This is a genomic window from Bulleidia sp. zg-1006, assembly GCF_016812035.1.
In the GTDB taxonomy this organism is placed as follows: Bacteria; Bacillota_I; Bacilli_A; order Erysipelotrichales; family Erysipelotrichaceae; genus Bulleidia.
Window position 1 is genome coordinate 460531 of sequence record NZ_CP069178.1, and the last position, 22252, is coordinate 482782.

A 22252-nucleotide genomic window follows, 5' to 3' on the forward strand; every position below is an offset into this window, starting at 1 on the left:
TATAATAATTTGAGAGACAGTAAAGCAAAATGGTTTGCTGTTTTTTGTTGTTCAATTTTTGATAAAAGCATCTATAAATACAAAAAAGTACTAGATAAAATGCTCTCTGCCCTTTTGTATCAAGCGTTTCGTTTAAAAATGGTTAATAGGCAGAAAATATTAGTTGTCCAAAATATCCAGGAAAGGCATTTTCTAATTTTTCATAAATACTTTCCTCTGCTTCAATCAGGGCGATTTTATCATCAATTATATTTTGCTTTTTTCTAAGTAAAGAAGAAAGCGAGTTACCATTGGACGATAAACACTTTTCTATCTCAGATATACTAAGCCCTACTTTTCTAAATAATGAAATTATATTTGGTGTAACTAAATCCTCATCACGATAATCTCGATAGCCATTTTCTAATTTCAGCGGCTGAATCAAACCTTTCTCTTCATAACACTTGATGGTTTTTCTAGTCAAACCTGTTTTCTTTTGAATTTTATTTCTAAGCATGGTTTTACACTTCCTTGATTAAAGGATAATCCAGTCCCTAATGGACAGGTCAAGACTTATATTAATATTTTTTCTCCTGCATACGGTACTGTACCTTTCCTTCTGCAACAAATCCACATATTGGGGGTGCATTTTTTCTGTTATCCAGTCCCTAGTGTCAACCCTAGCCTATGGATATGTTCCCACTCAGCCTTTATTTTCTACATTTTATTTACTTAGTGGGTGCAACTCTTGACATTAATACTACCGTTTCAACATGAGGCGTTTGGGGAAATAAATCAAAGGCTTGAATGGTTAAAATTTGGTAAGCTTCTTTTAAAACAGAAAGGTTTTTAGATAAGGTTGCCGGGTTACAGGAAATATAAATCATTCTTTCTGGCTGAATTTTTAAAATAGCATCCAACATACCATCATCCAATCCACTGCGAGGCGGATCTACTAATAAAGTATCAATGGAATGTTTTTTAGCAATCTTATACAAACCGTCTGTTGCATCACCACATTCAAAGTAACAATTCTCAATATGATTTAAAGTCGCATTTCTTTTTGCGTCTTGAATGGCTGTTGGATTTAATTCAATCCCATAAACATTCTCTGCTTTTGAACTTGCTAATAAACTCATGACACCAATACCACAATAGGCTTCCACGAGGGTATGACATGGTTCAACCTTTGAAATGGCATAGCGATAAAGAGCTTTTGCTTGTCCGGTATTCAACTGAAAGAAAGCTTCAGGGGATAATTTTAATTGAATGCTTTCAAAAGGAATGGTTAAAGACTTTTCTCCAAAAAGAAGCTTCGTTGTATGGCCGAAGAATTGTTTGCTTTGTTTTACGGTGTTAATAGATTGATAAAGAGAATTTAGATTAGAAATATCCTTTAGATCATTGATAAGATTATCGGATAGAGTATCCTTACCAGTAATTAAAGTGGCTTGGCTTTGACCTTCGATTGAACGAATGATTAAATAACGCAAGCCTTTTTTAGTTTGTTTTGAGTAAGCGGGGAAGTGGTGCTTATTTAAAATAGACAATAAATTCTTACGAATTCTTTCAACCTCCGGAGTATGCGTTAAGAAATTATGCACCACTTGGAAGTGATTGGAATTCGGTAAGAATAAACCACAGACCAATTTACCATTTCTTTCTTGTACTGGTAGTTTGCATTGATTACGATAAGAAAATTCATGTTCAGCCGGGTTGATTTTGCGGACCCAACGGCTTTTAACTTTGGCGTATTTCCAAAGGGCTTCAGTTAATAAATTCATTTTGAAGTCCAATTGTTTCGCGTAGTTAATCGCAAAGAATGGATGACCTAGTCTTTCTTCGGTAGGGGAAGGGCTTTTCCAACGGTAATCAGCCTTTTTCAAAAGTTGATTTATCTCACCGTAAGCATAGTGATTTTTATTTTGGGTAATTTTGGCATCAATGATTTCATCTGGAAATGCGCCTTGAATAAAGATTGGTTTTTTCCGGTCATAGGCGATACCCTCGCCATTGATACCAATTTTTTTGATTTTTAGTTTCATAAAAATAGTATACATTTTGAAAGTGCTTTCATTTTAAAAAAAGTATATTTTGATTATTTCACATAATTTTCACATTTTGGTTGAATTTATAAAATTTCCTATTTATCATTGAGATAAGAACGGAAAGCGTTTAGGAGGAAAAATGAAAAAATTATTCAAGGTTGCTTTAGCCGGTCTTCTTTCCCTAAGCTTAGTTGCTTGTGGAAATAAAGATAGTGGTAAAACAACCGACAACAACAAAAAGACGGATATGAAAGTGGCAATGATTACTGACTCTGGTGATATTACAGACCAATCTTTCAACCAAGCAACCTATGAAGCTGCTAAGGCATGGTCCGAAGCTAATGGGGCTAAATTTACTTATTATAAGCCTGCAGGAGATAATACAACTGATCGTGTTAACATGATTGAAAAGGCAGTGGATGATGGATATAACGTTATCGTTATGCCTGGTTACTTATTTGCGGGTGCTATTGTTGATGTTGCCGGCAAGAAAGAAATGGAAGGCGTTAAGTTCGTTGCTCTTGATGTGGCCGCCGGTGATTTAATCGAAGCCGGAACAAAGAAAACTGGTGAAAAATACGATTTCAAACCTGAAAATTGGGACGTAAAGAAATATTATAATACAAAGAATGTTTATTCTGCTATTTATCATGAAGAGATTCCTGGTTATATGGCCGGTTACGCTGCTGTTAAGTTAGGTTACAAGAAACTTGGTTTCTTAGGCGGTATGGCTGTTCCTGCTGTTGTTCGTTATGGTTATGGCTTTATTCAAGGTGCTGAAGCCGCAGCTAAAGAATTAGGTCTTAAGGATGTTGAAATTAAGTACGCTTATTCAAACCAATTCAAAGGTGATGCGGATATCACAGCCGCTATGGATACATGGTACAAAGGTGGGACGCAATTAGTCTTCTCTTGTGGTGGAGGTGTCTTCACATCTGTTGCCGAAGCCGCTAAGAAAGCAAAGGCTAAGATTATCGGTGTTGACGTTGACCAAAAGGCAACCATTGATGGAACTTATGGTGAAGGCTTAACCGTTACTTCAGCTATGAAGGCTTTAGGTACAGCCACAAAGGATACTTTAACAGCAATTAAAGATGGCAAGTGGAATGAAATTGTTGGTAAGATTGATAACTTAGGTGTCGTTTCTGCTGATGATTCTAAGAACTATGTTGGTTTACCGGCAACAACACAATTTGGTAAGGGCTTCACAAAAGAAGACTACGCTAAGTTAGTGAAAGATATTTATGAAAAGAAATTAACGATTTCTTCGGATGCGAACACAGAACAACTTCCTAAGACTGAAGTTGTCAAAGTAACAAATCTAGGAAGTATCAAGTAGTTTGACTTAAAAGGCTACGAAAGTAGCCTTTTTTAAAACGCTTAAATTTATATGTGAATTATTTTATAATAGAAAAAACAAGGAGGATTCAAACGTGCAAACTCCATATGCAATTGAGATGTTACACATTACGAAACGTTTCCCCGGTATTATTGCGAATGATGATATCACACTCCAATTGAAAAAAGGTGAAATCCACGCTTTATTGGGAGAAAATGGAGCAGGTAAGTCAACATTGATGTCTGTTCTTTTTGGCTTATACCAAGCTGAAGAAGGGGAAATTCGGAAAGATGGTGAAGTGGTTACTATTCAAGATCCAAATGATGCTAATCGTTTAGGGATTGGAATGGTGCATCAACACTTTAAATTGGTGCAGTGTTTTAGTGTCTTAGATAATATTATTTTGGGTGTTGAAACCACGAAGAATGGTTTTTTAGAAAAAACGGAAGCGAGAAAGAAGGTTTTGGATTTATCCAATCGTTATGGTCTAAAAGTGGATCCCAATGCCTTAATTGAAGAAATTACGGTTGGTATGCAACAAAGAACTGAAATTTTAAAGATGCTCTATCGGGATAACGATATTTTAATCTTTGATGAACCAACGGCGGTTTTAACCCCACAAGAAATTGAAGAACTCATGCAAATCATGAAGAACTTAGCTCGGGAAGGGAAGAGTATCTTATTTATTTCACATAAATTGAATGAAATCATGGAAGTAGCGGATCGTGTATCGGTTTTACGTCGTGGTAAGTACATTGGTACCGTTGATGTCAAAGGAACAAGTGAAAAAGAATTATCGAAGATGATGGTTGGTCGTGATGTTCAGTTGGTGGTAGAAAAGGCGGAAGCTAAGCCAAAGGATGTTGTGCTTTCTTTAAAGAATATGACCGTTCCTTCTAAACAGCATAAAAACAATGCGGTTAAGAATGTTAGCTTTGATGTTCGCTCCGGTGAAATTGTTTGTATTGCCGGAATTGATGGTAATGGTCAAAGCGAATTGGTTTATGGCATTACGGGTTTAGAAGCCATTAGTTCTGGTGAAGTGCTTTTAAATGGTAAAGACATTAGTAAGGATACGATTAAACAACGTTCTAAATTCATTAGTCATATTCCGGAGGATCGCCAGAAACATGGTTTAGTGCTGGATTATCCCTTGGATTACAACATGATATTACAACGGTATGACGAAGAATCTTTCACTAATAAAGCTGGTTTCTTAAAGAAAAGCGAAATTCGTCAATATTCTGACCGTTTAATTGAAAAATTTGATGTTCGCTCTGGTCAAGGGTCATCCACGATTGCCCGTTCAATGTCGGGTGGTAACCAGCAAAAAGCCATCGTTGCTCGTGAATTGGATAAGAAACATAATTTATTAGTTGCCGTACAACCAACGCGTGGTTTGGATGTTGGGGCAATTGAATATATTCACAAACAATTGGTTCGATCTCGTGATAATGGTGATGCGGTTCTCTTGGTTTCTTTGGAATTAGAAGAAGTAATGAATTTATCCGATCGTATTTTAGTGATGTATGAAGGTGAAATTGTTGGTGAATTAAATCCAAAAGAAACAACGGTGGAAGAATTAGGTTTATATATGTCGGGTGCGAAGAGACAAGAGAAGGGAGTTTCTCATGAAGCATAAAAAAAGTACTGGTTTATCAGAATCCATGCAAACCATCCTTTCTTCTTTGATTTGTATCTTAATTGGTTTGTTTATAGGATATTTAGTTTTATTGGCGATTAATCCAAAAGGAGCTACGGAAGGTATTTTTACAATCATTAAAAATTTTATGACCTTTACAAGAAGTTCCTCGCGTTTAAAATATTTTGGTACAACTTTAGTCAAGACGGCACCGTTAATCCTATGTTCGTTATCGGTTTGTTTCTGTTACAAAGTTGGTTTATTTAACATTGGAGCGGCCGGTCAATACACAGCTGGTATTGCGACTTCCCTTTATCTGGCTTTAGCTTTCCATATGCCTTGGTATATCTGTATGCTTGGGGCTTTAATGATGGGAGCTTTCGTCGGTTTTATCATTGGCGTTTTAAAAGCGTATCAAAATGTTAATGAAGTTATTTCTGGTATTATGTTGAACTGGATGATTCTCTATGGCACCAACACCTTATTAGCAAAGGTAAAACAACCAGCTTCTCCTTATACCTTTAGCTTAGAGGGTACAAACTCAGTGTTACCAAAATTGGGATTGGATGAATTATTTGGTAACCAATATGTAACCATTGCGGTGCCTTTAGCGATCTTAATCGCACTATTGGTTTGGATTGTTTTAAATAAAACCAAGTTCGGCTATGAATTAAAAGCCACCGGCTACAACAAAGAAGCGGCGCGTTACGCCGGTATGAAAGAAAAGAAGAATATCATCGTTACTTTAATGATTGGTGGTGCTTTAGCCGCTTTGGCGGCTGCCTTATTGTACTTAACAGATTTTGAGCAATGGGCAACGACTTCTTCTTCCGTTCCAAGCATGGGTTTTGATGGTATTGCGGCCACATTCTTAGGTGGTTTACATCCAATTGGTTCTATCTTCTCTAGTTATTTCATTGAGCATATCACATTAGGTGGATCGTATTTGGATAAGTCCTTATATCCGTCTCAAATTGCGGATTTAATCTCAGCGACGATTATTTATTTCAGTGCTTTCGTTCTCTTTATGAAAGTTTGGTACAAACGTCACCAACAAATGAAGTTTGAAAAGAAACAAGAATTACAGAAGGGAGAAGAAAAATGATTTTATTAATTCAATATACATTAGTTTTCGCTTCCGTTCTTCTATTAGTGGCTTTAGGTGGTGCCTTTTCAGAACATTCCGGTGTAATTAACTTAGGATTAGAAGGCATCATGGTCATGGGCGCTTTGGGTGGTGCTTTAGCCATGAAGTATGTGCCACTTAGTGTTGGCCCCTTGGGTATGTTGGTTGCTGTTATCCTAGCATCCGCATTATTTGGTTTCTTATTTAGTTGCTTGCTAGGAATTGCCTCAGTGAATTTAAGTGCGGATCAAACCTTGGTTGGTACAGCTATGAACATGATTGCGACAGCTGCGGCGACAGTTATTGTTAAGGCAATTAATCAAGCTGAAAATCCGGATAATGTTTCAGCCACTTTAAAATACGTTGAACAGAAACAATTCTTCTTAATTAATGTGGGAGGCTTTGAATTAACTTGGTTTATGATTTTGGCTGTTATCTTATTGATTGTAGCTTTCTATTTGATGTATAGAACCAAGTTTGGTTTACGTTTAAGAGCCTGTGGAGAAAATCCACATGCGGCTGATTCAGTTGGTATCAATGTCTATAAGATGCGTTGGGCAGGGGTATTGATTTCCGGTATCTTAGGTGGTTTAGGTGGTCTTGTCTATATCACCTCCGGTGTTTCAGAATGGAAGTTTGAAACAGGTGTTGCCGGTTTCGGTTTCTTATCCTTAGCGGTTATGATTTTTGGTCAATGGAAGCCATTGAACATTGGTTTAGCTGCCTTATTATTCGGTTTCTTTAGAGCTTTAGGAAATGTTTATCAAGGCTTGTCTTGGTTAACAGCTCTACAGATTCCTTCAACGGTTTATAACATGATGCCTTATATTGTATCCTTAGTGGTCTTGGCCTTTACATCCAAGAATTCAAGAGCACCTAAGGCAGAAGGTATTCCTTACGATAAGAGTGTGAGATGACGAAAAAGTCATCTCTTCTTTTATTTATGTTTTGAATTGTCAAGTTAAGTGCAACATCCATGGATACCTTAAGCGTAGGCTTTACGATAGTAACTTATGCAATAATCCGAGCCTTTATCACTTCTTTCATTATTGGATTAGTGACCTATCTTCTTTGTTTACCGGCTTGTTTTGTAGGTTAAAAGTTAAGCATTGGTTTATTGAATTATTCTTCTTTAGCAGGAGGAATTGTTCTCATCATTATAGGGATAAGCAGGTTATTTTAGAGGAATTTCCATAAAGAAGTTCTTTTCTTTTTTTCAAAAATAAAGGTATAATAAAAACATTTAGGAGGTCATATGAAGGTTCCATTTTCAAAATATTTACAGAAACAAGCTTCAAGTCTAAAGGAAGTGATTCAACAATTAAATAAAAAGTATAATTATGTGTCTATTTTATCTTCCGATAGTTATGGATTAGATGTGAATGTACTTAAAAGTGCGACACAAATCAGCAGTAAAACACTAGCGAGTGAAAGAGGTATTGTCATTCGTGTTTGTCAGGATGGTCAATACGCAGAATATGCGTTTAATACCAATGATTTAAAAAATCCAAGTGCTTTGGCAAAAGAAATAGAAGAAAGGCTTTCAGAACAAAGTCAATTATTAAATGAGCTACATGTTCAAAGCTATAAGACAGCAATATTAAGTGATGAACCATGTGAATTATTCGTTGAAAAAGAAGCCGAACAATTGGTTGGAACAGCGGACACAAAGTCACTAGTTGAAAAGTTAGAAACATTGGGCAAAAAGATTGCCGATAATCATGAAGAAGTGATTGAATACATGGTGGCTAGTCATAGTACCCATGTGAATAAAATGTTTTTAACCATGAATCGTGATTTAAGACAATCGTATGAATACTCAGAAGCCTATGTGGTTTCCATGGTTCAAAAGGATGGTAAGGTTAAACAAGCTGTTAAAACTGCTTCCGGTTTAAAAGGGCCAGAAATCATTGATGAATTAGCACCACTCATTGACCAATTGCACCTGGTTGGTAACGATTTATTATCGGCTGAAAGAGTTGAGCCGGGAGAATATGAAGTTATCACAAGTCCGGAAATCACCGGCTTAATTGCGCATGAAGCCTTTGGTCATGGGGTGGAAATGGATATGTTTGTTAAGGATCGTGCGATTGGCAAGGAGTTTATTGGTAAACGCGTTGCTTCTGATTTAGTATCTATGCATGAAGGAGCTTTAATTGCTGAAAATGTTACGAGCTATGCTTTTGATGATGAGGGAACGCTGGCTCAAGATACCTTAGAAATCAACCATGGTATCTTAGAAACGGGCATTTGTGATGCTTTATCAGCGCTTCGTTTAGGTGTGCAAGCAACGGGAAATGGTAAGCGTGAAAACTTTGAACATAAAGTGTATACCCGTATGACCAATACCGTTTTTGATTCAGGAACAGATAGTGTAGAGGATATGATCGCTTCTATAAAATATGGCTATTTATTAGAAGAAATGGCTTCTGGCATGGAAGATCCAAAGCATTGGGGTATTCAATGTATGGTTGGTTTAGGTCGTGAAATTAAAGATGGAAAACTAACAGGTAAAGTGGTTGCACCATTAATCTTAACGGGTTATGTACCAGATGTATTAGGGAATATTTCTATGACTTCACCAGACCGTTTGATTTTCGGTGCCGGAGCTTGTGGAAAAGGTCATAAAGAGTGGGTGAAAGTGACCGATGGTGGTCCTTATTTAAAGACGAAAGTGAGATTAGGCTAATGTTGGAATTGATTAAAAAAAGTTTAAAAGAACTTGGAATTTCAATTTGGGAAATCCAAGAAAGAACAAGTCAGGCATGGGAATTTTATTTCATTAAGCATGCTTTAGATCAACACCGTATCAGAGATGTCAAGCATACAGATGTGACGGTTTATGTGGGAAATGAAGATGGTAGCTTAGGTAATGCCGGTGCTGAAGTACCACCATTTTCAAGCGAAGAAGAAATCCTTTCGATTTTAAAAGAATTAAAGGAAAGAGCAGGTTATGTTCATAACAAATCCTATTCTTTAGTATCTAAGTCGACCGAAGGTTTTGTACAAAAGGTCGATTTGAAACAAATTTCAAAGGACTTTATTTCAACCGTTCAATCGATTCCGGAAGATGAAGAAAAATATATTAACTCTTATGAAATCTTTGTTGAGGAAAAGAGGGATCATTATATCAATTCCAATGGTGTGGATGTTCAAAATGTGTATCCATCTTCGATGTTAGAAATTATTTTGAATGCTCGCAAAGGTAATCATGAAATTGAACTATACCGCAATTATAAAAGTGGTACTTGTGACAAAGATTTCCTTCAAAAAGATATTCAAAAGGTCTTACAACAAGGAAAAGATCGTTTATCTACAGTTCCAACCCCGGCTTTAGAAAAGATGCCAATCTTATTTTCAAATGAAAATGTGGTTACTTTATTCCAATACTATAAAGTTCAAATGAACGCCCAAGCGCTTTTGAGCGGTGCTTCTTCATGGAAAAGCGGTGAAGAAATTTGTAAGGATGTAAAAGGGGATAAAGTGACTATTCAATCTCTTTCAAAATTAAATAATTCTTCCTATAACGCTTCCGTTGATCAAGATGGTTCGGCTTTAGGGGATTGTGTTTTATTAGAAGACAATATACCTAGAAAATTTATTGGTAGCCGTCGTTACGCTAGTTATGTAGGCTTAGAGGATACTTTTATCCCAAAGAATTATTATATTTCAGGTGGCACTTACGATGAAGAAGAGCTAAGAAAAGGAGATTATTTGGAAGTTATTGAATTCTCTGATTTCCAAATGAATCCTATCAATGGTGATTTTGGTGGTGAAATTCGTTTGGCATATTTGCATAAAGATGGAAAGATTATTTCGGTGACAGGTGGTTCTTTATCGGATAATTGGTTAAATCAAATTCAAAATTTAAAATTATCAAAAGAATCAACCCAGTATAACGATAACCTTGTGCCTTCCCTTGTCTTATTACCGGGGGCGATGGTAACAGGAGTTGAACATGAATAAAGAAGAATTAATGAAGACTTACCAAGATTGGAAATTTTCTTGTTCAGCCTATGAAATGGCATTAACGATTATTGGCATTGATAAACAAACCGTGGCACCAAGTAGCGGTGCTTCTTATCGTGATCCAAGAACGGCTTATTTGGCTGGTATTGCATTTGAAAAGAGTAATAATCCAAAGATGAAAGAAGTGATGGAAGCTCTTTTGAAAGAAGAGTTAAATGAAGATTTCCGTAAAGAAGTGGAAATGGAATTAAAGGAAACGGAGAAATACCAATCTGTTCCCCAAGATTTCTATGTAGCGCATTATGCCCGTAATGATGCGTCTTATGATGCTTGGTTAAAGGCAAAAAAAGAAGAAGATTTTGAAGTCTTTAAACCTCATGTTCAAGGTATTATTGAAGATCAAAAGAAGTTGATTGCTTATCGCAATAAACCAGAAGATGTGTATCATCAATTGTTAAGTGATAATGAAAATGGGGTGTCGGTGGAATTTTATGATGATTTCTTTAATACGATTAAGAAAGAATTGCTTCCTTTCATTCAAAAGCTTCAAAGTGCCAAACAGCCGGATACTTCTTTCTTAGAAAAAGAATACCCGATTGCTAAACAAAAAGAATTCATGGAAGAAGTTTTGGACTACATTCATTACACAAGCGATTGGGGTTATCAGAATGAATCGGAACATCCGTTTACAACCGGTGTTTGTGAAAATGATGTCAGAACAACAACAAAGTATTTGCTTAATAATCCAGTTAGTTCTATTTTATCGACGGTACATGAATGTGGTCATGCTTATTTTGAACACAACGTGCATCCAAAGTATGATGGTACAATATTGGCGAAAAATATTAAGATGGGAATTCATGAATCCCAATCACGCTTATTAGAGAACTATTTGGGAAGAAGTGAAGCCTTTTGGCAATATTTATATCCAAAGTTTCAAGAAGTATTCCCGGAACAGTTAAGTGGGGTGGACTTGTGGCAGTTCATTTGGGCTATCAATAAGGTAAAGCCTAGTTTGGTTCGTACGGAAGCCGATGAAGTTACGTATCCATTGCATATTCTCATTCGCTATGAATTGGAAAAAGAAATCTTTGCGAATCGTTTGAATGTTGATGATTTAGAAAGAGCTTGGAATGCGAAATACCAAGAATATTTAGGAATTCATGCCGATAAGGTTAGTGAAGGTGTTTTACAGGATGTGCACTGGTCCGGGGATGGCTATGGCTATTTCCCAACTTATGCTTTAGGATCCGCTATTTCGGCGCAAATCTTTCACACCATGGAAAAACAGATTGATGTCGATGAAGCTTTAAGAACAGGACATTTTGAAATAATCATGGATTGGTTAAAAGAAAATGTGCATCAATATGGAGCTTCCTTAAGTTTCCAAGAAATTCTAATGAAGTGCACAGGTGAACCATTTAATATTCAATACTACATTGATTATTTAAAGACAAAGTTCACGAAACTATATCAATTATAAGAAGCCTACTACGGTAGACTTTTTTATTTGGAAAAAGCTTATGGATATATCCCATCTTTGACAGTTAAAAAGAACCAAAAACCGGCAACACATTGATATCACTGCGTTTGACCAATTTTTGAGTAATTTGAATTTGTAGTATTTTTTTACTCGCCAATTGTCAAATCAAGTGCAACGGATTCGATAATGATTTGAAGAATAGTTTCAAGAGTATTATAAATAAAAATAACACTCTCTATTTTTTGATGCAATTAGCATCTGATTTTTCAATTAAAATATAGAAAAAATGGGTAAAATATGCTATAACGTCTACTAGATAGATTAAAATGTGGCAAGGAGGGATAAAGATGGCAAGGCTTAATGTTGCTGATGTAATAAAAGAATTAAACATTTCTAAGTCATATTTATATAAATTAATAGATAAAGGAAATATTTCGATTCCGAGAAGTGAAACAGGCAGATACTTTTGGGATGAAAATGCAGTTGAAATTATAAAAAGATTTTTGCATATAGATGGTTTACAGGATAAGGATGACACAGATTTTTTAATATCTAAATTAGGATTAAAGCAGTCATTCATAAATAATAGACGATATTTAGGGAATAAATACTCTCTTTCCGATTTTATAAGAAAAACAGTTGATGAAAATTGTAAAGGTGTAAATATTGTTATTGACATATTTAGTGGAACCGGTGCAGTTGCGAATACTTTTAAGGATAAAATGCTTATCACAAATGATTTACTGTATAGTAATTATATTTCCAATTATGCATGGTTTGGATATGAAAAATATTCAAGTAAAAAGATAATTGAGCTTATATACGACTATAATCAAGTTAAAACAAAAGAAAATAATTATATGCGAGAAAATTTTGCAGATACATTCTTTTCTGCTGATGATTGTAGCAAGATAGGATATATAAGAGAAGATATAGAAGCAAAGTATAAAAATAAAGAAATAAATTTTAAGGAATATGCAATATTGATTACATCGCTTCTATATGCAATGGATAAGATTGCAAACACAGTTGGACACTACGATGCATATAGAAAAAATGTTGATTTTGAGAAAAAATTAGTATTAAATGTTTTATTACCTGAAGAAACGGTAAATTCTAATAATATTTGTTATAACTTAGATGCAAATAAACTTATTAAAAGTATTAGGGGTGATTTGTTGTACTTGGATCCTCCATATAATTCAAGGCAGTATTGTGATGCATATCATTTACTTGAAAATGTGGCAAGATGGGAAAAACCTGAAGTTTATGGGGTTGCAAGAAAGATGGATAGAACTTCACTTAAAAGTGATTACTGCATGATTACGGCTACAAAAGCGTTTGAGGAACTTATTGAAAATGCTGATGCAAAGTATATCTTACTTTCATATAATAATATGTCTGACAAGGGAAATGATAGGTCAAATGCAAAAATATCAGATGAAGATATTATGAGAATTCTTAGAAAAAAGGGGAAAGTTATTATATTTGAATTAGACTACAAGAGTTTTTCGACCGGAAAATCAGATATCAAGGATAATAAAGAAAGACTATTTTTATGTGAAGTATTTAGTGAAAAAAAGAAAAAAATAAATATTCCTTGTCCATTTAACTATACTGGTGGAAAATTCAAATTATTAGAACAGTTACAACCATTGTTTGATGAAAAGGAAGTATTTTTAGATTTGTTTTCCGGGGGAGGAAATGTTGGGATAAACTCCTCTTCTTCAAAAGTTATCTTTAATGACTCAAATGAAAAACTGATAGATTTAATTAAATTTATCAAAGACACTGATACTGATGCTTTATTAAAACAAATAGACAATATTATTGAGGCATATAATTTATCCAATACATCGCTATATGGATATTCTTATTATGATTGTGATAGTAGTAGAGGCTTAGCCGAATATAATAAAGAAAGATTTCTCAAGTTAAGAGATGATTTTAACGCTAAAGTCCTTGCCGAAGAAACAGATTACTCCATGTTATATGTATTGATGGTTTTCTCTTTTAATAATCAAATTCGTTTTAATCGAAAAGGGTTGTTTAATCTTCCTGTGGGGAAGAGGGATTTTAATTCTAAAATGAGGAGTAAGCTTGTGCTATTTTCTGAAGAATTAAAAAGTAAAGATATCCAGTTTATGAAAAAGGATTTTAGGGAAATTTCCTTGGATGATTTTTCTCAGGAGACTTTTATTTATTGTGATCCACCTTATTTGATTACAAATGCAACATATAATGAAAATGGAATGTGGACTGAAATAGAAGAAAAAGCTTTACTTGAATTTTTGGACGAAGCCAATGAAAAAGGTTTTAGTTTTGCTTTGTCCAATGTTTTGGAAAGTAAAAATAAAAGAAATGATATTTTATATAATTGGATTGAAAGCAAAGGATATTATTGCAATTACTTAAATAAAAGTTATTCAAATAGTAACTATCATAGAAAAGATAAAGACAGTATATCTGAAGAAGTTTTAATTACTAACTATCCTGTGAATTGGAGGAATAAGTAAATGTCTAATAAAAGTATTCCATATCAAAGTTTTTGTTGGGTTATAGGAACGACAAGTTTTAGAACGGCAAAACTAAATTTAAAAATCGAGGCACAGTTGTTGCTTCTTGATGAGTTTTATAATGAGGTCATAAAGGAATCAAGTTGGAACTGGAACAATAAATTGCAAGAAAAATATTATGATTTTATGAAAGATAGAGCTTTCCTAACAGGAGAAGCAAAAAGAAAAGACAAAGATGCCAGAGAAAAAACATCAGGATTGGTTGATATTGGTTTAATTACAGAAGATAGATTGATTACGGTTGCAGGAAGAGAACTCCTTAAAATAACAAGTAGTGGGGATTTTGAAACCAATAATGTGTTTAATATTAATAGAGATAGCTTTATCTATCTAAAACAGCTTCTTAAAACAAGTATAGATGTAAGTGGTAGTATCGTTAGACCGTTTATTGCAGTTATAAAGTGCCTGACGGAACTTGAGTTTTTAAGTTATGACGAGTTTACTTATTTTGTTCCGCTAATTAGAGATGACGAAAGTGTAAAACAAATCATATCGGATATTAAATTATATCGAGAAGGTAAAATTTTGCCGGAAGAAATAATTCATAAGAGGCTTATGCAAATGGAAAACTACAAACTTGCACAAGAAGAATTTATAGCCTCTGATGTTGATGAAAATCTGACATGTTTAGTGGGGATGAATCGTAAAAGTAGAAGCTATGACAAGCCGTACTATAAATTGTATGAGAATTTAAAGAAGGTATTTCTTGATGGCGAAAACATTTATGAATCACTATTAAATTCTGCAAAGAATATAAATCAAAAACCTGGAACATTGTGGAGAAGTTTACTCTTTAAAACAACCAATATTGGTGTTGTAAGAAAAAATGGGAAGTCTTCAATTCACAAACAATGCCCATTTATAAACTGTAAAAATGAAACAGAACTAAAAGAAGCGTTCTTTAAATATTTACATGTTTTTAAAGCCATGGCGACTTTATCTGATTATTTTGATTTGAATAGAAGATATTTTAATATTACAGATACTCTAATTTTTGAAGATCGTATGATTAAGTTGGATATGATTCCAAAGTATTATTTTAAAGAAATTATTGATATTCTGTATACAGAAACTTTTAGTAGAGATAATAATCTCAGAGCTGATGCCCCACTTGAAACTATATCAGAAGCATTCAAGTTAGATATTAGCAAAGTATATGCTGTGTTAAGTAAAGATTTAGGAATTACAATTAAGAGTTCGGAACAAGCTGCAACTTATGTAAATGATGAACGATACAGAAGATTTAATACTTTGATTGATAAGAAATTTAACGATTCTGTGCTTATAGAGTTACTAAATTGTTTTGAGAAACGTGATGATAAAAGGATTGAAGAACTTGCTACAGATGAGGCTGCAATACCTACTATTTTTGAATATATTTTGGGAATTATATGGTACAAGGTAAGCGAAAGACAGGGAAATATTTTGGACTTCATGAAATTATCATTAGAAGCCAATTTATTGCCTAAGACACATGCAGCCGGAGGCTATGCAGATATTATATATGAATATGAGGCATGTACTTCTTATCCAAAGCATTCATTGCTACTTGAAGCGACACTTGCCGATGGAAATAATCAAAGAAGAATGGAAATGGAACCTGTTTCAAGACATTTAGGAGATTATAGGATTAGATTTAATAATCCATTCGATTATAGCTTGTTTGTTAGTACATACTTAGATAAAAATGTGATTTCAGATTTTAGGTATAGAAAGATAATTCCATACACCAGAGATGAAGAAACGATTACAGGTATGAAGATTATTTCAATGGATACTGATTCTCTTAAGAAAATAATTGAAAATAAAGTTAAGTATAAGTATCTGTATGAAGTGTTTGATAAATACCATGAAATGCCATTAGAGACGATAGATTGGCATGATGGGATGATAAAAGAGGCTACGGGAGAGTATAAGGTATAAAAAATATGAAATTTAAAAATTAATATATGAATTACACAGGATGTGAAGTGAACCTCCTTTATTGGTTTGTCCAACTTTTGGGGTTCATTTCACGATGCCTACCACGATTTCTTTATCTTTTAACTGTCAAACTTCCGATTAATTAATATCTACTTATTGAATAGATAGTAATTTGGGTTTAAAATTAATTCATAAAGATATTCAATTTTACGAATCAAGATTATATGGTATGAGTTAGTTTATAGCAGGGGTAAGGATTTAATGTATTATATTTGTCACAATGTTTTACATAATATTAATACAACAAGAGTTGCCATATATAAAGATATTTATGATATGTGTAAAAATAATAATAATAATATTAATGCTGAAACTATTAAATCCATTTCTGAAAGGAATAAAACTAGTCTTAACTATGTTAAGGACGAGGTTGAAGGAATGCTTTATTCAGCATATTCAGTCATTTCAGGTGGAGATTGCAAGCTTTCTGATAAAGGCTTTACAGATATAAATATTTTACTAAATGAAAATGAAGAACAATTCTTTGAGATACCTATAACAATTAATTTATTAAATGAGTATGTAGAATTTATTATCAACGATGTCGACATAATGTCTGATTACATAAGATTATCGCTAATCAATAACTCGTGGTCAAGAAACAAAACTAAGCAACGTTATAGAAAAAAGGTCAACAGTGAATTTCAAACAATAGAATTAATTAATAGATTGATTGCTATAATTGAAAACATTAATATTAACGATTATGATTTTAATCCAGATAGTCTAGTAGATAACATTATTAAATACGGCAATTATAGGAAGCTATACAACGATTATAAAGCTTGGATAAACTTCAGAGGTTGCTATTTTTCAATTACATTAGAAAAATACTTACCTGTTTATCAAGAACTATTTAATGAATGTGTAAAATCAGTAGAATGGGGCGGGAACACAGTTCATAGAAATTATATTAAAAAAATATGTATGAATTTTGGATATGATTTTGATAAATTTCTTACCGATGCTTTGAGCGATGGTATGATAAGAGAAATAGGTGATAAAAATTACTCTATAACTGGTCACGCAAATTCAATAAAAGAATCAATTGCTAATAAATATAGTAATTATAGAATATCATTAATCTTGAGACTATTTTGTGGAAAACCAATTTTGCTTATTGGACAAAATTCTTTTTATGATAAATTAGTTTCTAAAGAGATTGTCAAAGATTCTAAACCATTATCTAATTATTGGGTTGAATATATCGGAAATTCTTTAATCGAAGAAAAAATATTATCTATTATAAAAAGTTTTGGATATCGTTTTAAGGAGGTTTAACAGATCGATGAAAATCAAAACTAGGTATTGTTTGTTTAAAAGGGATAAGAAAAATCTAATTATCTTTCCCGAAAAACCATTCTGGCTGGTCGATGATGATTCTTTAGAATTGTTTGTAAAGTTTTTTAGTGACGAAATAGAAGAGAGTGTCTTGTTGAATGGAGCTATTTCCAATTACAATTATTCGCCTGAGGAGTATCAAGAAACTTTAGCTAATCTTGAATCTATTTTTTCTGCGGCAAAACTAGATGAAGATAGTAAAGATGATACATCTGAAAAAATTGATTATAATACTTACTTTCCTCTTCCAGTTATCAATGTAACAAGAAGATGAAACTTATCCTGTAAACATTGCTATGCTGATGCTGGAGAAAAATGGAACAATGAAGAAATGACGACAGACCAAATCAAAAAAGTCATTCATGACATAGTATTTAATTACGCTAAAACGACTATTGATAAAAGAATACTGCTGTCAGGTGGTGAGCCATTTTTGAGGAAAGATATATATGAAATAATTTCCTATATAAAGAATATAGGTGCGACTCCTCTTGTGAATACTAACGCAATACTAATAGAAGAGAATTATATGGATATGTTGCGGGAAACAGGCACTGAGTTATTAGTTTCTTTAGATGGTTCTACAAAAGAAACTCACGAATTTATTAGGGGAAAAGATACATTTGATAAGACTATTGAAAAGATTAAACTTTTAAAACAACATGGTGTCATTACTAAACTTTCTATGACGATGCATTCAAAAAGCATTAAAGATCTTCCTGGATTTTTCGAACTTTCTGAAAAGCTAAATGTAGATGGCATTGCGATAAATATTTTAAATGTATTAGAAAGAGCAGATAAATGCGGTATTAAGAGAGCACTTCTTAAAGATGTGAATAGAATAATATATGAATGTAGCAAAAAGAGTGATAAATCGTTTAAATATGCTTCTTTGACCGATTTTGCAAATTTGGGTGCTATTCTATTGATGAATTGGAAATTTGTTTACTGTGGTGTAGGTGCTGCGTCTTTAGTTATAGATTACAATGGTGATGTGTATCCTTGCTATAACAACATGCACAAAGATATGCTACTAGGAAATGTATTGAAGGATGATATGATAAACATTTGGAATAATAGCAAGAAGTTAAAATATCTTAGAAGCTTGAATGTTAATAATTTCTCTGAGAAGTGTAAGAACTGTGCCGTAAAATACTATTGTGGTGGTGGATGCAGAGGGGAAACTTACTATGCATATAAAACATACGATGCACCTTGCCCTAATTGCCAAGATAATTATGATGGTATAATCAATCTAATGTTTTTACTTGGCGAGAGAGATAACGAACTATTTGAAAACAGGATGCATTATTATGAAAATATGGATATTTTTAAGAGATTTAATAAAACATTCTAAGCAATCATTAAAAAGATTTTTTGAATCTTTTTATATTCCTTTAAAATATTCTACATTTTTTCTTAATATCATCTAAAGTTCCGAGTTTTCAACGACTTTATTGCTTCTTATACCATCAACATAAATAGATTCGACAATGTAAAAAGAAATAGCATTTTTGGATTTAGAAATTTGTAGTCTCATATGCACCTCCGAGGCATATAAATTATAGTACATTGTGCAATAAATATTTTAAAAATTTGACAAAAAAAGATAGATATTTACAAAGCCTACAGAGGATTTTTTACTATTTAACTGCCAAACTTCCGGGCAGTTCACACATCCAGCTCTTATTAAGAGAAGAAACAAGATATTAGAGAAATTAAAGGGGTTTTTAGTTGATAAAATAAAATAAGTATGGTTAACTTTAGTTAACCAAAAAGGATAGGAGTAGTCTTTGGAGAATAGAATTGAAATTTATAGAAAACTGCTCGGATTATCCCAACATAGACTAGGAAAGAAGGTTGGAATATCAAGAGTAAGTGTGAATAAAATAGAAACAGGAAAAACAATACCGAGTTTAAAAATAGCAAATGATATAGCGAATGTCTTGAATGTATGTGTATATCAGGTGTTTGATTTGGATGGTACAGGTCGTTATGCTCATACGAATTGTAGTTGTGAGAATAATCAGAGCGTGAGTTGTTAATTATATGGAAGGCAGGTGGTTTTTGTGAATAATTATAAAAATCCTCAAAGGTACAAAAATGGAGATTAGCTTTTTGATGTGTTCAGCTAGTGTTAGAAAATTAAGGGGTGTTTTGTATGAACAACAAAAATGATACAGATAAAATTAAGAGGTTTCAACCTAAAATGGGAGAAGTGATTTGTTATGCGATTGTAATTTTGATTTCAATAATTTTTAGGTTACTAAACTTATCTGCGTGGTATATCTTGGTTTTATTACCAATGATTTTTGGAGTTCGTTTATATTACACTCATTTTCATAAAAACAAAGAATAGGAGGTATAGGTATGTTTAAGATAGCAGGAACTTTGGGAGTTACTACTACAGTAGCAACGACAATCGTTAGCATAATATTAGGGGCTTCAACAGTAGTCACTATCATTTTGGCAATCACTACTTTGCTGTCTGGAGGAGTGGATGCTATTTTGACAGTGGGATGGTCTACTTTAGTAGCTACAGTTAAGAAAATTGCTGCAGAAAAAGGTGCCGCTGCATGATGTACCGACCCCCAAAAGTTAGACCAAAATGATATGTGTCCAGGATTCCGGGTACATATCAATGCCTACCACGATTTCTTTATCTTTTAACTGTCAAACTCCCAGTTTACTACGGTAGACTTTTTTATTTGGAAATGAAAGTGCTTACTTTTTTACTTGGAAAAAGCTTATGAATATACCAAGAAAACGGTTTTTAGACCTAAAAATTTGGTATGATGAATGTGTAAATTGGTTTCGCTTTATACAAAAGAATGAATTTGGGGTGATCATCTATGGGTAAGTATTTGACTCAATCAGAACAATATTTATTTAAAGAAGGAACTTGGCAAGAAGCCTATCTGCGTTTTGGAGCCCAACCGGCAATAAAGAATGATAAACAAGGCTATGTTTTTTCGGTGTGGGCACCCCACGCCAAAGCTGTATATGTGACTGGGGATTTCTGTGATTGGCAAGCTTTTCATTATCCAATGAAATGCGACGCAAGTCAGGGAATCTTTTCTTTATTTATAGCCGATGTGAAAGAAGGGCAATGCTATAAATATGTGATTGAAAGTGAGGGTGGTGAATTATTCTATAAGGCTGATCCTTATGCGAATTATGCTCAACAACCACCAGAAACCGCTTCTCGTTTGTTTGATTTATCTAAGTATCATTGGAAAGATAAAAAATGGTTGACGAAACGCCATAAGACCAATCACATGGAACAGGCTTTAAATATCTATGAAGTACAACTTGGTTCTTGGAAGCGAAATGAAGATGGCTCGTATTATAGCTATGAACAATTAAAGAAGACTTTAATTCCCTATGTTAAAGAAATGGGTTATACCCATTTGGAATTAATGCCTGTGATGGAATATCCATACGATGGTTCTTGGGGTTATCAGATTACAGGTTATTATGCACCAACAAGTCGTTTTGGTAATCCATGCGATTTTATGGGTTTCATTGATGCTTGCCATCAGGCAGGTATTGGTGTGATTTTGGATTGGGTGCCCGGTCACTTCTGTCAAGATAGCCATGGTTTAGCAATGTTCGATGGTACAAAACTCTACGAAAAAGAAAAACACGCGCAATGGGGAACGCTAAAATTCGATTTTTCAAAAGGGGAAGTGAGAAGTTTCTTATTATCCAATGCGATGTTCTGGTTAAAGGAGTTTCATGTGGATGGATTGCGAGTAGATGGTGTTACAAGCATGCTTTATTTGAATTTTGGTATTGATAATCCGAAGTTAAAGAAATTTAATGAAAAAGGAACGGAAGAAGATTTTGAATCCATTCAATTTATTCAAAACTTAAACGCAGTCATTGGTAAAAAAATGCCGGATATCATGATGATAGCTGAAGAAAGTACAGCTTGGCCTTTGGTGACCTATCCGCCAAAAGACAACGGTCTTGGTTTCCATTATAAATGGGATATGGGGTGGATGCACGATACTTTGCACTATATGCAAACAGACTTTCCATATCGTCCCGGAAATCATCATTTACTAACTTTTTCCATGATGTACAACTTCAATGAGAACTTTGTCTTGGCCTTAAGCCATGATGAAGTGGTACATGGTAAATGTTCCTTGATTGGTCGCATGCCGGGGGATTGGTGGCGTCAATTTGCGGGGATGCGTGCTTTAGCCTTCTATCAAATAACACATCCTGGTGCCAAGCATAATTTCATGGGGAATGAATTTGCGCAATTTATTGAATGGCGGGAATACGAAGGACTGGAGTGGTTTCTATTGGAATACGATACACATCGACACTTACAAGATTTCAATCGTGATTTAAATCATTTCTTCTTATCGTCAAAAGCTCTTTGGCAAAAGAATTATTCTTGGGAAGGCTTTGCGTGGTTGGATGCCGATAATAAAGATCAATCAACGATTCTCTATCGTCGCAAAGGCAAGCAGAATAAGGATGAACAAATTATCCTCATCAATTTTGTGCCGGAAGTTTATGATGAATTTCGCATTGGTGTTCCAAAGAAAGCTTGGTATAAAGAAGTCTTTAATACCGACGCAAAGGAATATGGGGGTAGTGGTCGTATCAATGAAGGCTATTATAAGGCAGAAAAGCTTGCCATGCATGGTCAACCTTATTCCATTTGTGTGAAGACACCACCAATTGGTGGTATGGTCTTTGAAAGAGTAGGACCAAAAGAAGTGAAAGAAAAAATTGCAAAGAAGTAAATA

19 protein-coding genes and 1 pseudogene are annotated in these 22252 nt (G+C 33.9%); 18 read left to right on the forward strand and 2 right to left on the reverse strand.

The window, feature by feature from the left end; translation table 11 throughout:
• Positions 1–142: 142 nt before the first annotated feature.
• The gene (locus JOS54_RS02415; protein WP_203245483.1) at positions 143–496 is read right to left on the reverse strand and encodes a MerR family transcriptional regulator; all 354 of its coding nucleotides are present in this window, start codon (positions 494–496) and stop codon (positions 143–145) included.
• A 211-nt stretch (positions 497–707) separates the two neighbouring features.
• Positions 708–2024, reverse strand: a complete 1317-nt coding sequence (gene rlmD, locus JOS54_RS02420; RefSeq protein ID WP_203245484.1) for a 23S rRNA (uracil(1939)-C(5))-methyltransferase RlmD — start codon at positions 2022–2024, stop codon at positions 708–710.
• Positions 2025–2166: 142 nt separating this feature from the next.
• Between rlmD and JOS54_RS02425 the strand changes: the two genes are divergently transcribed.
• The 18 genes and pseudogenes from JOS54_RS02425 to glgB all read left to right on the forward strand — a co-directional run bounded on the left by JOS54_RS02425 (position 2167) and on the right by glgB (position 22249).
• Positions 2167–3366, forward strand: a complete 1200-nt coding sequence (locus JOS54_RS02425; protein WP_203245485.1) for a BMP family protein — start codon at positions 2167–2169, stop codon at positions 3364–3366.
• A 118-nt stretch (positions 3367–3484) separates the two neighbouring features.
• Entirely contained in the window at positions 3485–5008 is a 1524-nt protein-coding gene (locus JOS54_RS02430) for an ABC transporter ATP-binding protein (protein ID WP_203245766.1), read from the forward strand.
• Positions 4998–6113, forward strand: a complete 1116-nt coding sequence (locus tag JOS54_RS02435) for an ABC transporter permease (protein WP_203245486.1) — start codon at positions 4998–5000, stop codon at positions 6111–6113. Before JOS54_RS02430 ends, JOS54_RS02435 begins: the two co-directional genes overlap by 11 nt.
• Positions 6110–7051, forward strand: a complete 942-nt coding sequence (locus tag JOS54_RS02440; RefSeq protein ID WP_203245487.1) for an ABC transporter permease — start codon at positions 6110–6112, stop codon at positions 7049–7051. Before JOS54_RS02435 ends, JOS54_RS02440 begins: the two co-directional genes overlap by 4 nt.
• 59 nt (positions 7052–7110) lie before the next feature.
• Positions 7111–7233 (forward strand): hypothetical protein, encoded by a 123-nt coding sequence (locus JOS54_RS07980; protein ID WP_203245488.1) that lies wholly within the window; start codon positions 7111–7113, stop codon positions 7231–7233.
• A 156-nt stretch (positions 7234–7389) separates the two neighbouring features.
• The gene (locus JOS54_RS02450; RefSeq protein ID WP_203245489.1) at positions 7390–8823 is read left to right on the forward strand and encodes a TldD/PmbA family protein; all 1434 of its coding nucleotides are present in this window, start codon (positions 7390–7392) and stop codon (positions 8821–8823) included.
• Entirely contained in the window at positions 8823–10100 is a 1278-nt protein-coding gene (locus JOS54_RS02455) for a metallopeptidase TldD-related protein (RefSeq protein WP_203245490.1), read from the forward strand. Before JOS54_RS02450 ends, JOS54_RS02455 begins: the two co-directional genes overlap by 1 nt.
• Positions 10093–11586 (forward strand): carboxypeptidase M32, encoded by a 1494-nt coding sequence (locus tag JOS54_RS02460; protein ID WP_203245491.1) that lies wholly within the window; start codon positions 10093–10095, stop codon positions 11584–11586. Before JOS54_RS02455 ends, JOS54_RS02460 begins: the two co-directional genes overlap by 8 nt.
• Before the next feature lie 347 nt (positions 11587–11933).
• Entirely contained in the window at positions 11934–14102 is a 2169-nt protein-coding gene (locus tag JOS54_RS02465; protein WP_203245492.1) for a Dam family site-specific DNA-(adenine-N6)-methyltransferase, read from the forward strand.
• Positions 14103–16085, forward strand: coding sequence for an AlwI family type II restriction endonuclease (locus JOS54_RS02470; RefSeq protein WP_203245493.1), 1983 nt, complete (start codon positions 14103–14105; stop codon positions 16083–16085).
• Positions 16086–16346: 261 nt separating this feature from the next.
• Positions 16347–17426 carry a hypothetical protein gene (locus JOS54_RS02475; RefSeq protein WP_203245494.1) on the forward strand — a complete coding sequence of 360 codons (1080 nt, stop codon included), beginning with the start codon at positions 16347–16349 and terminating at the stop codon, positions 17424–17426.
• Positions 17427–17433: 7 nt separating this feature from the next.
• Positions 17434–17760 (forward strand): hypothetical protein, encoded by a 327-nt coding sequence (locus JOS54_RS02480; protein ID WP_203245495.1) that lies wholly within the window; start codon positions 17434–17436, stop codon positions 17758–17760.
• A gap of 12 nt (positions 17761–17772) precedes the next feature.
• Positions 17773–18192, forward strand: a pseudogene (locus JOS54_RS07925) (radical SAM protein); the annotation flags it as partial.
• A 222-nt stretch (positions 18193–18414) separates the two neighbouring features.
• Positions 18415–18843 carry an SPASM domain-containing protein gene (locus tag JOS54_RS07930; protein WP_255520675.1) on the forward strand — a complete coding sequence of 143 codons (429 nt, stop codon included), beginning with the start codon at positions 18415–18417 and terminating at the stop codon, positions 18841–18843.
• A 436-nt stretch (positions 18844–19279) separates the two neighbouring features.
• The gene (locus JOS54_RS02490; RefSeq protein ID WP_203245497.1) at positions 19280–19531 is read left to right on the forward strand and encodes a helix-turn-helix transcriptional regulator; all 252 of its coding nucleotides are present in this window, start codon (positions 19280–19282) and stop codon (positions 19529–19531) included.
• 116 nt (positions 19532–19647) lie between these two features.
• Complete coding sequence (locus JOS54_RS02495) at positions 19648–19845, forward strand: hypothetical protein (RefSeq protein ID WP_203245498.1); 198 nt, start codon at positions 19648–19650, stop codon at positions 19843–19845.
• A gap of 11 nt (positions 19846–19856) precedes the next feature.
• Positions 19857–20066: a circular bacteriocin, circularin A/uberolysin family gene (locus JOS54_RS02500; RefSeq protein ID WP_203245499.1), complete on the forward strand. Its 210-nt coding sequence runs from the start codon at positions 19857–19859 to the stop codon at positions 20064–20066.
• Positions 20067–20338: 272 nt separating this feature from the next.
• Positions 20339–22249 (forward strand): 1,4-alpha-glucan branching protein GlgB, encoded by a 1911-nt coding sequence (glgB, locus tag JOS54_RS02505; protein WP_203245500.1) that lies wholly within the window; start codon positions 20339–20341, stop codon positions 22247–22249.
• Positions 22250–22252: the final 3 nt, after the last annotated feature.

Coding starts and splice junctions, on each gene's coding strand:
- JOS54_RS02425 (WP_203245485.1), top strand. CDS start 2,167: ATGAAAAAATTATTCAAGGTTGCTTTAGCCGGTCTTCTTTCCCTAAGC.
- JOS54_RS07980 (WP_203245488.1), top strand. CDS start 7,111: ATGGATACCTTAAGCGTAGGCTTTACGATAGTAACTTATGCAATAATC.
- JOS54_RS07930 (WP_255520675.1), top strand. CDS start 18,415: ATGAATTGGAAATTTGTTTACTGTGGTGTAGGTGCTGCGTCTTTAGTT.
- JOS54_RS02435 (WP_203245486.1), top strand. CDS start 4,998: ATGAAGCATAAAAAAAGTACTGGTTTATCAGAATCCATGCAAACCATC.
- rlmD (WP_203245484.1), bottom strand. CDS start 2,024: ATGAAACTAAAAATCAAAAAAATTGGTATCAATGGCGAGGGTATCGCC.
- JOS54_RS02470 (WP_203245493.1), top strand. CDS start 14,103: ATGTCTAATAAAAGTATTCCATATCAAAGTTTTTGTTGGGTTATAGGA.
- JOS54_RS02460 (WP_203245491.1), top strand. CDS start 10,093: ATGAATAAAGAAGAATTAATGAAGACTTACCAAGATTGGAAATTTTCT.
- JOS54_RS02415 (WP_203245483.1), bottom strand. CDS start 496: ATGCTTAGAAATAAAATTCAAAAGAAAACAGGTTTGACTAGAAAAACC.
- JOS54_RS02450 (WP_203245489.1), top strand. CDS start 7,390: ATGAAGGTTCCATTTTCAAAATATTTACAGAAACAAGCTTCAAGTCTA.
- JOS54_RS02480 (WP_203245495.1), top strand. CDS start 17,434: ATGAAAATCAAAACTAGGTATTGTTTGTTTAAAAGGGATAAGAAAAAT.
- JOS54_RS02465 (WP_203245492.1), top strand. CDS start 11,934: ATGGCAAGGCTTAATGTTGCTGATGTAATAAAAGAATTAAACATTTCT.
- JOS54_RS02500 (WP_203245499.1), top strand. CDS start 19,857: ATGTTTAAGATAGCAGGAACTTTGGGAGTTACTACTACAGTAGCAACG.
- JOS54_RS02430 (WP_203245766.1), top strand. CDS start 3,485: ATGTTACACATTACGAAACGTTTCCCCGGTATTATTGCGAATGATGAT.
- JOS54_RS02495 (WP_203245498.1), top strand. CDS start 19,648: ATGAACAACAAAAATGATACAGATAAAATTAAGAGGTTTCAACCTAAA.
- JOS54_RS02455 (WP_203245490.1), top strand. CDS start 8,823: ATGTTGGAATTGATTAAAAAAAGTTTAAAAGAACTTGGAATTTCAATT.
- JOS54_RS02475 (WP_203245494.1), top strand. CDS start 16,347: ATGTATTATATTTGTCACAATGTTTTACATAATATTAATACAACAAGA.
- glgB (WP_203245500.1), top strand. CDS start 20,339: ATGGGTAAGTATTTGACTCAATCAGAACAATATTTATTTAAAGAAGGA.
- JOS54_RS02440 (WP_203245487.1), top strand. CDS start 6,110: ATGATTTTATTAATTCAATATACATTAGTTTTCGCTTCCGTTCTTCTA.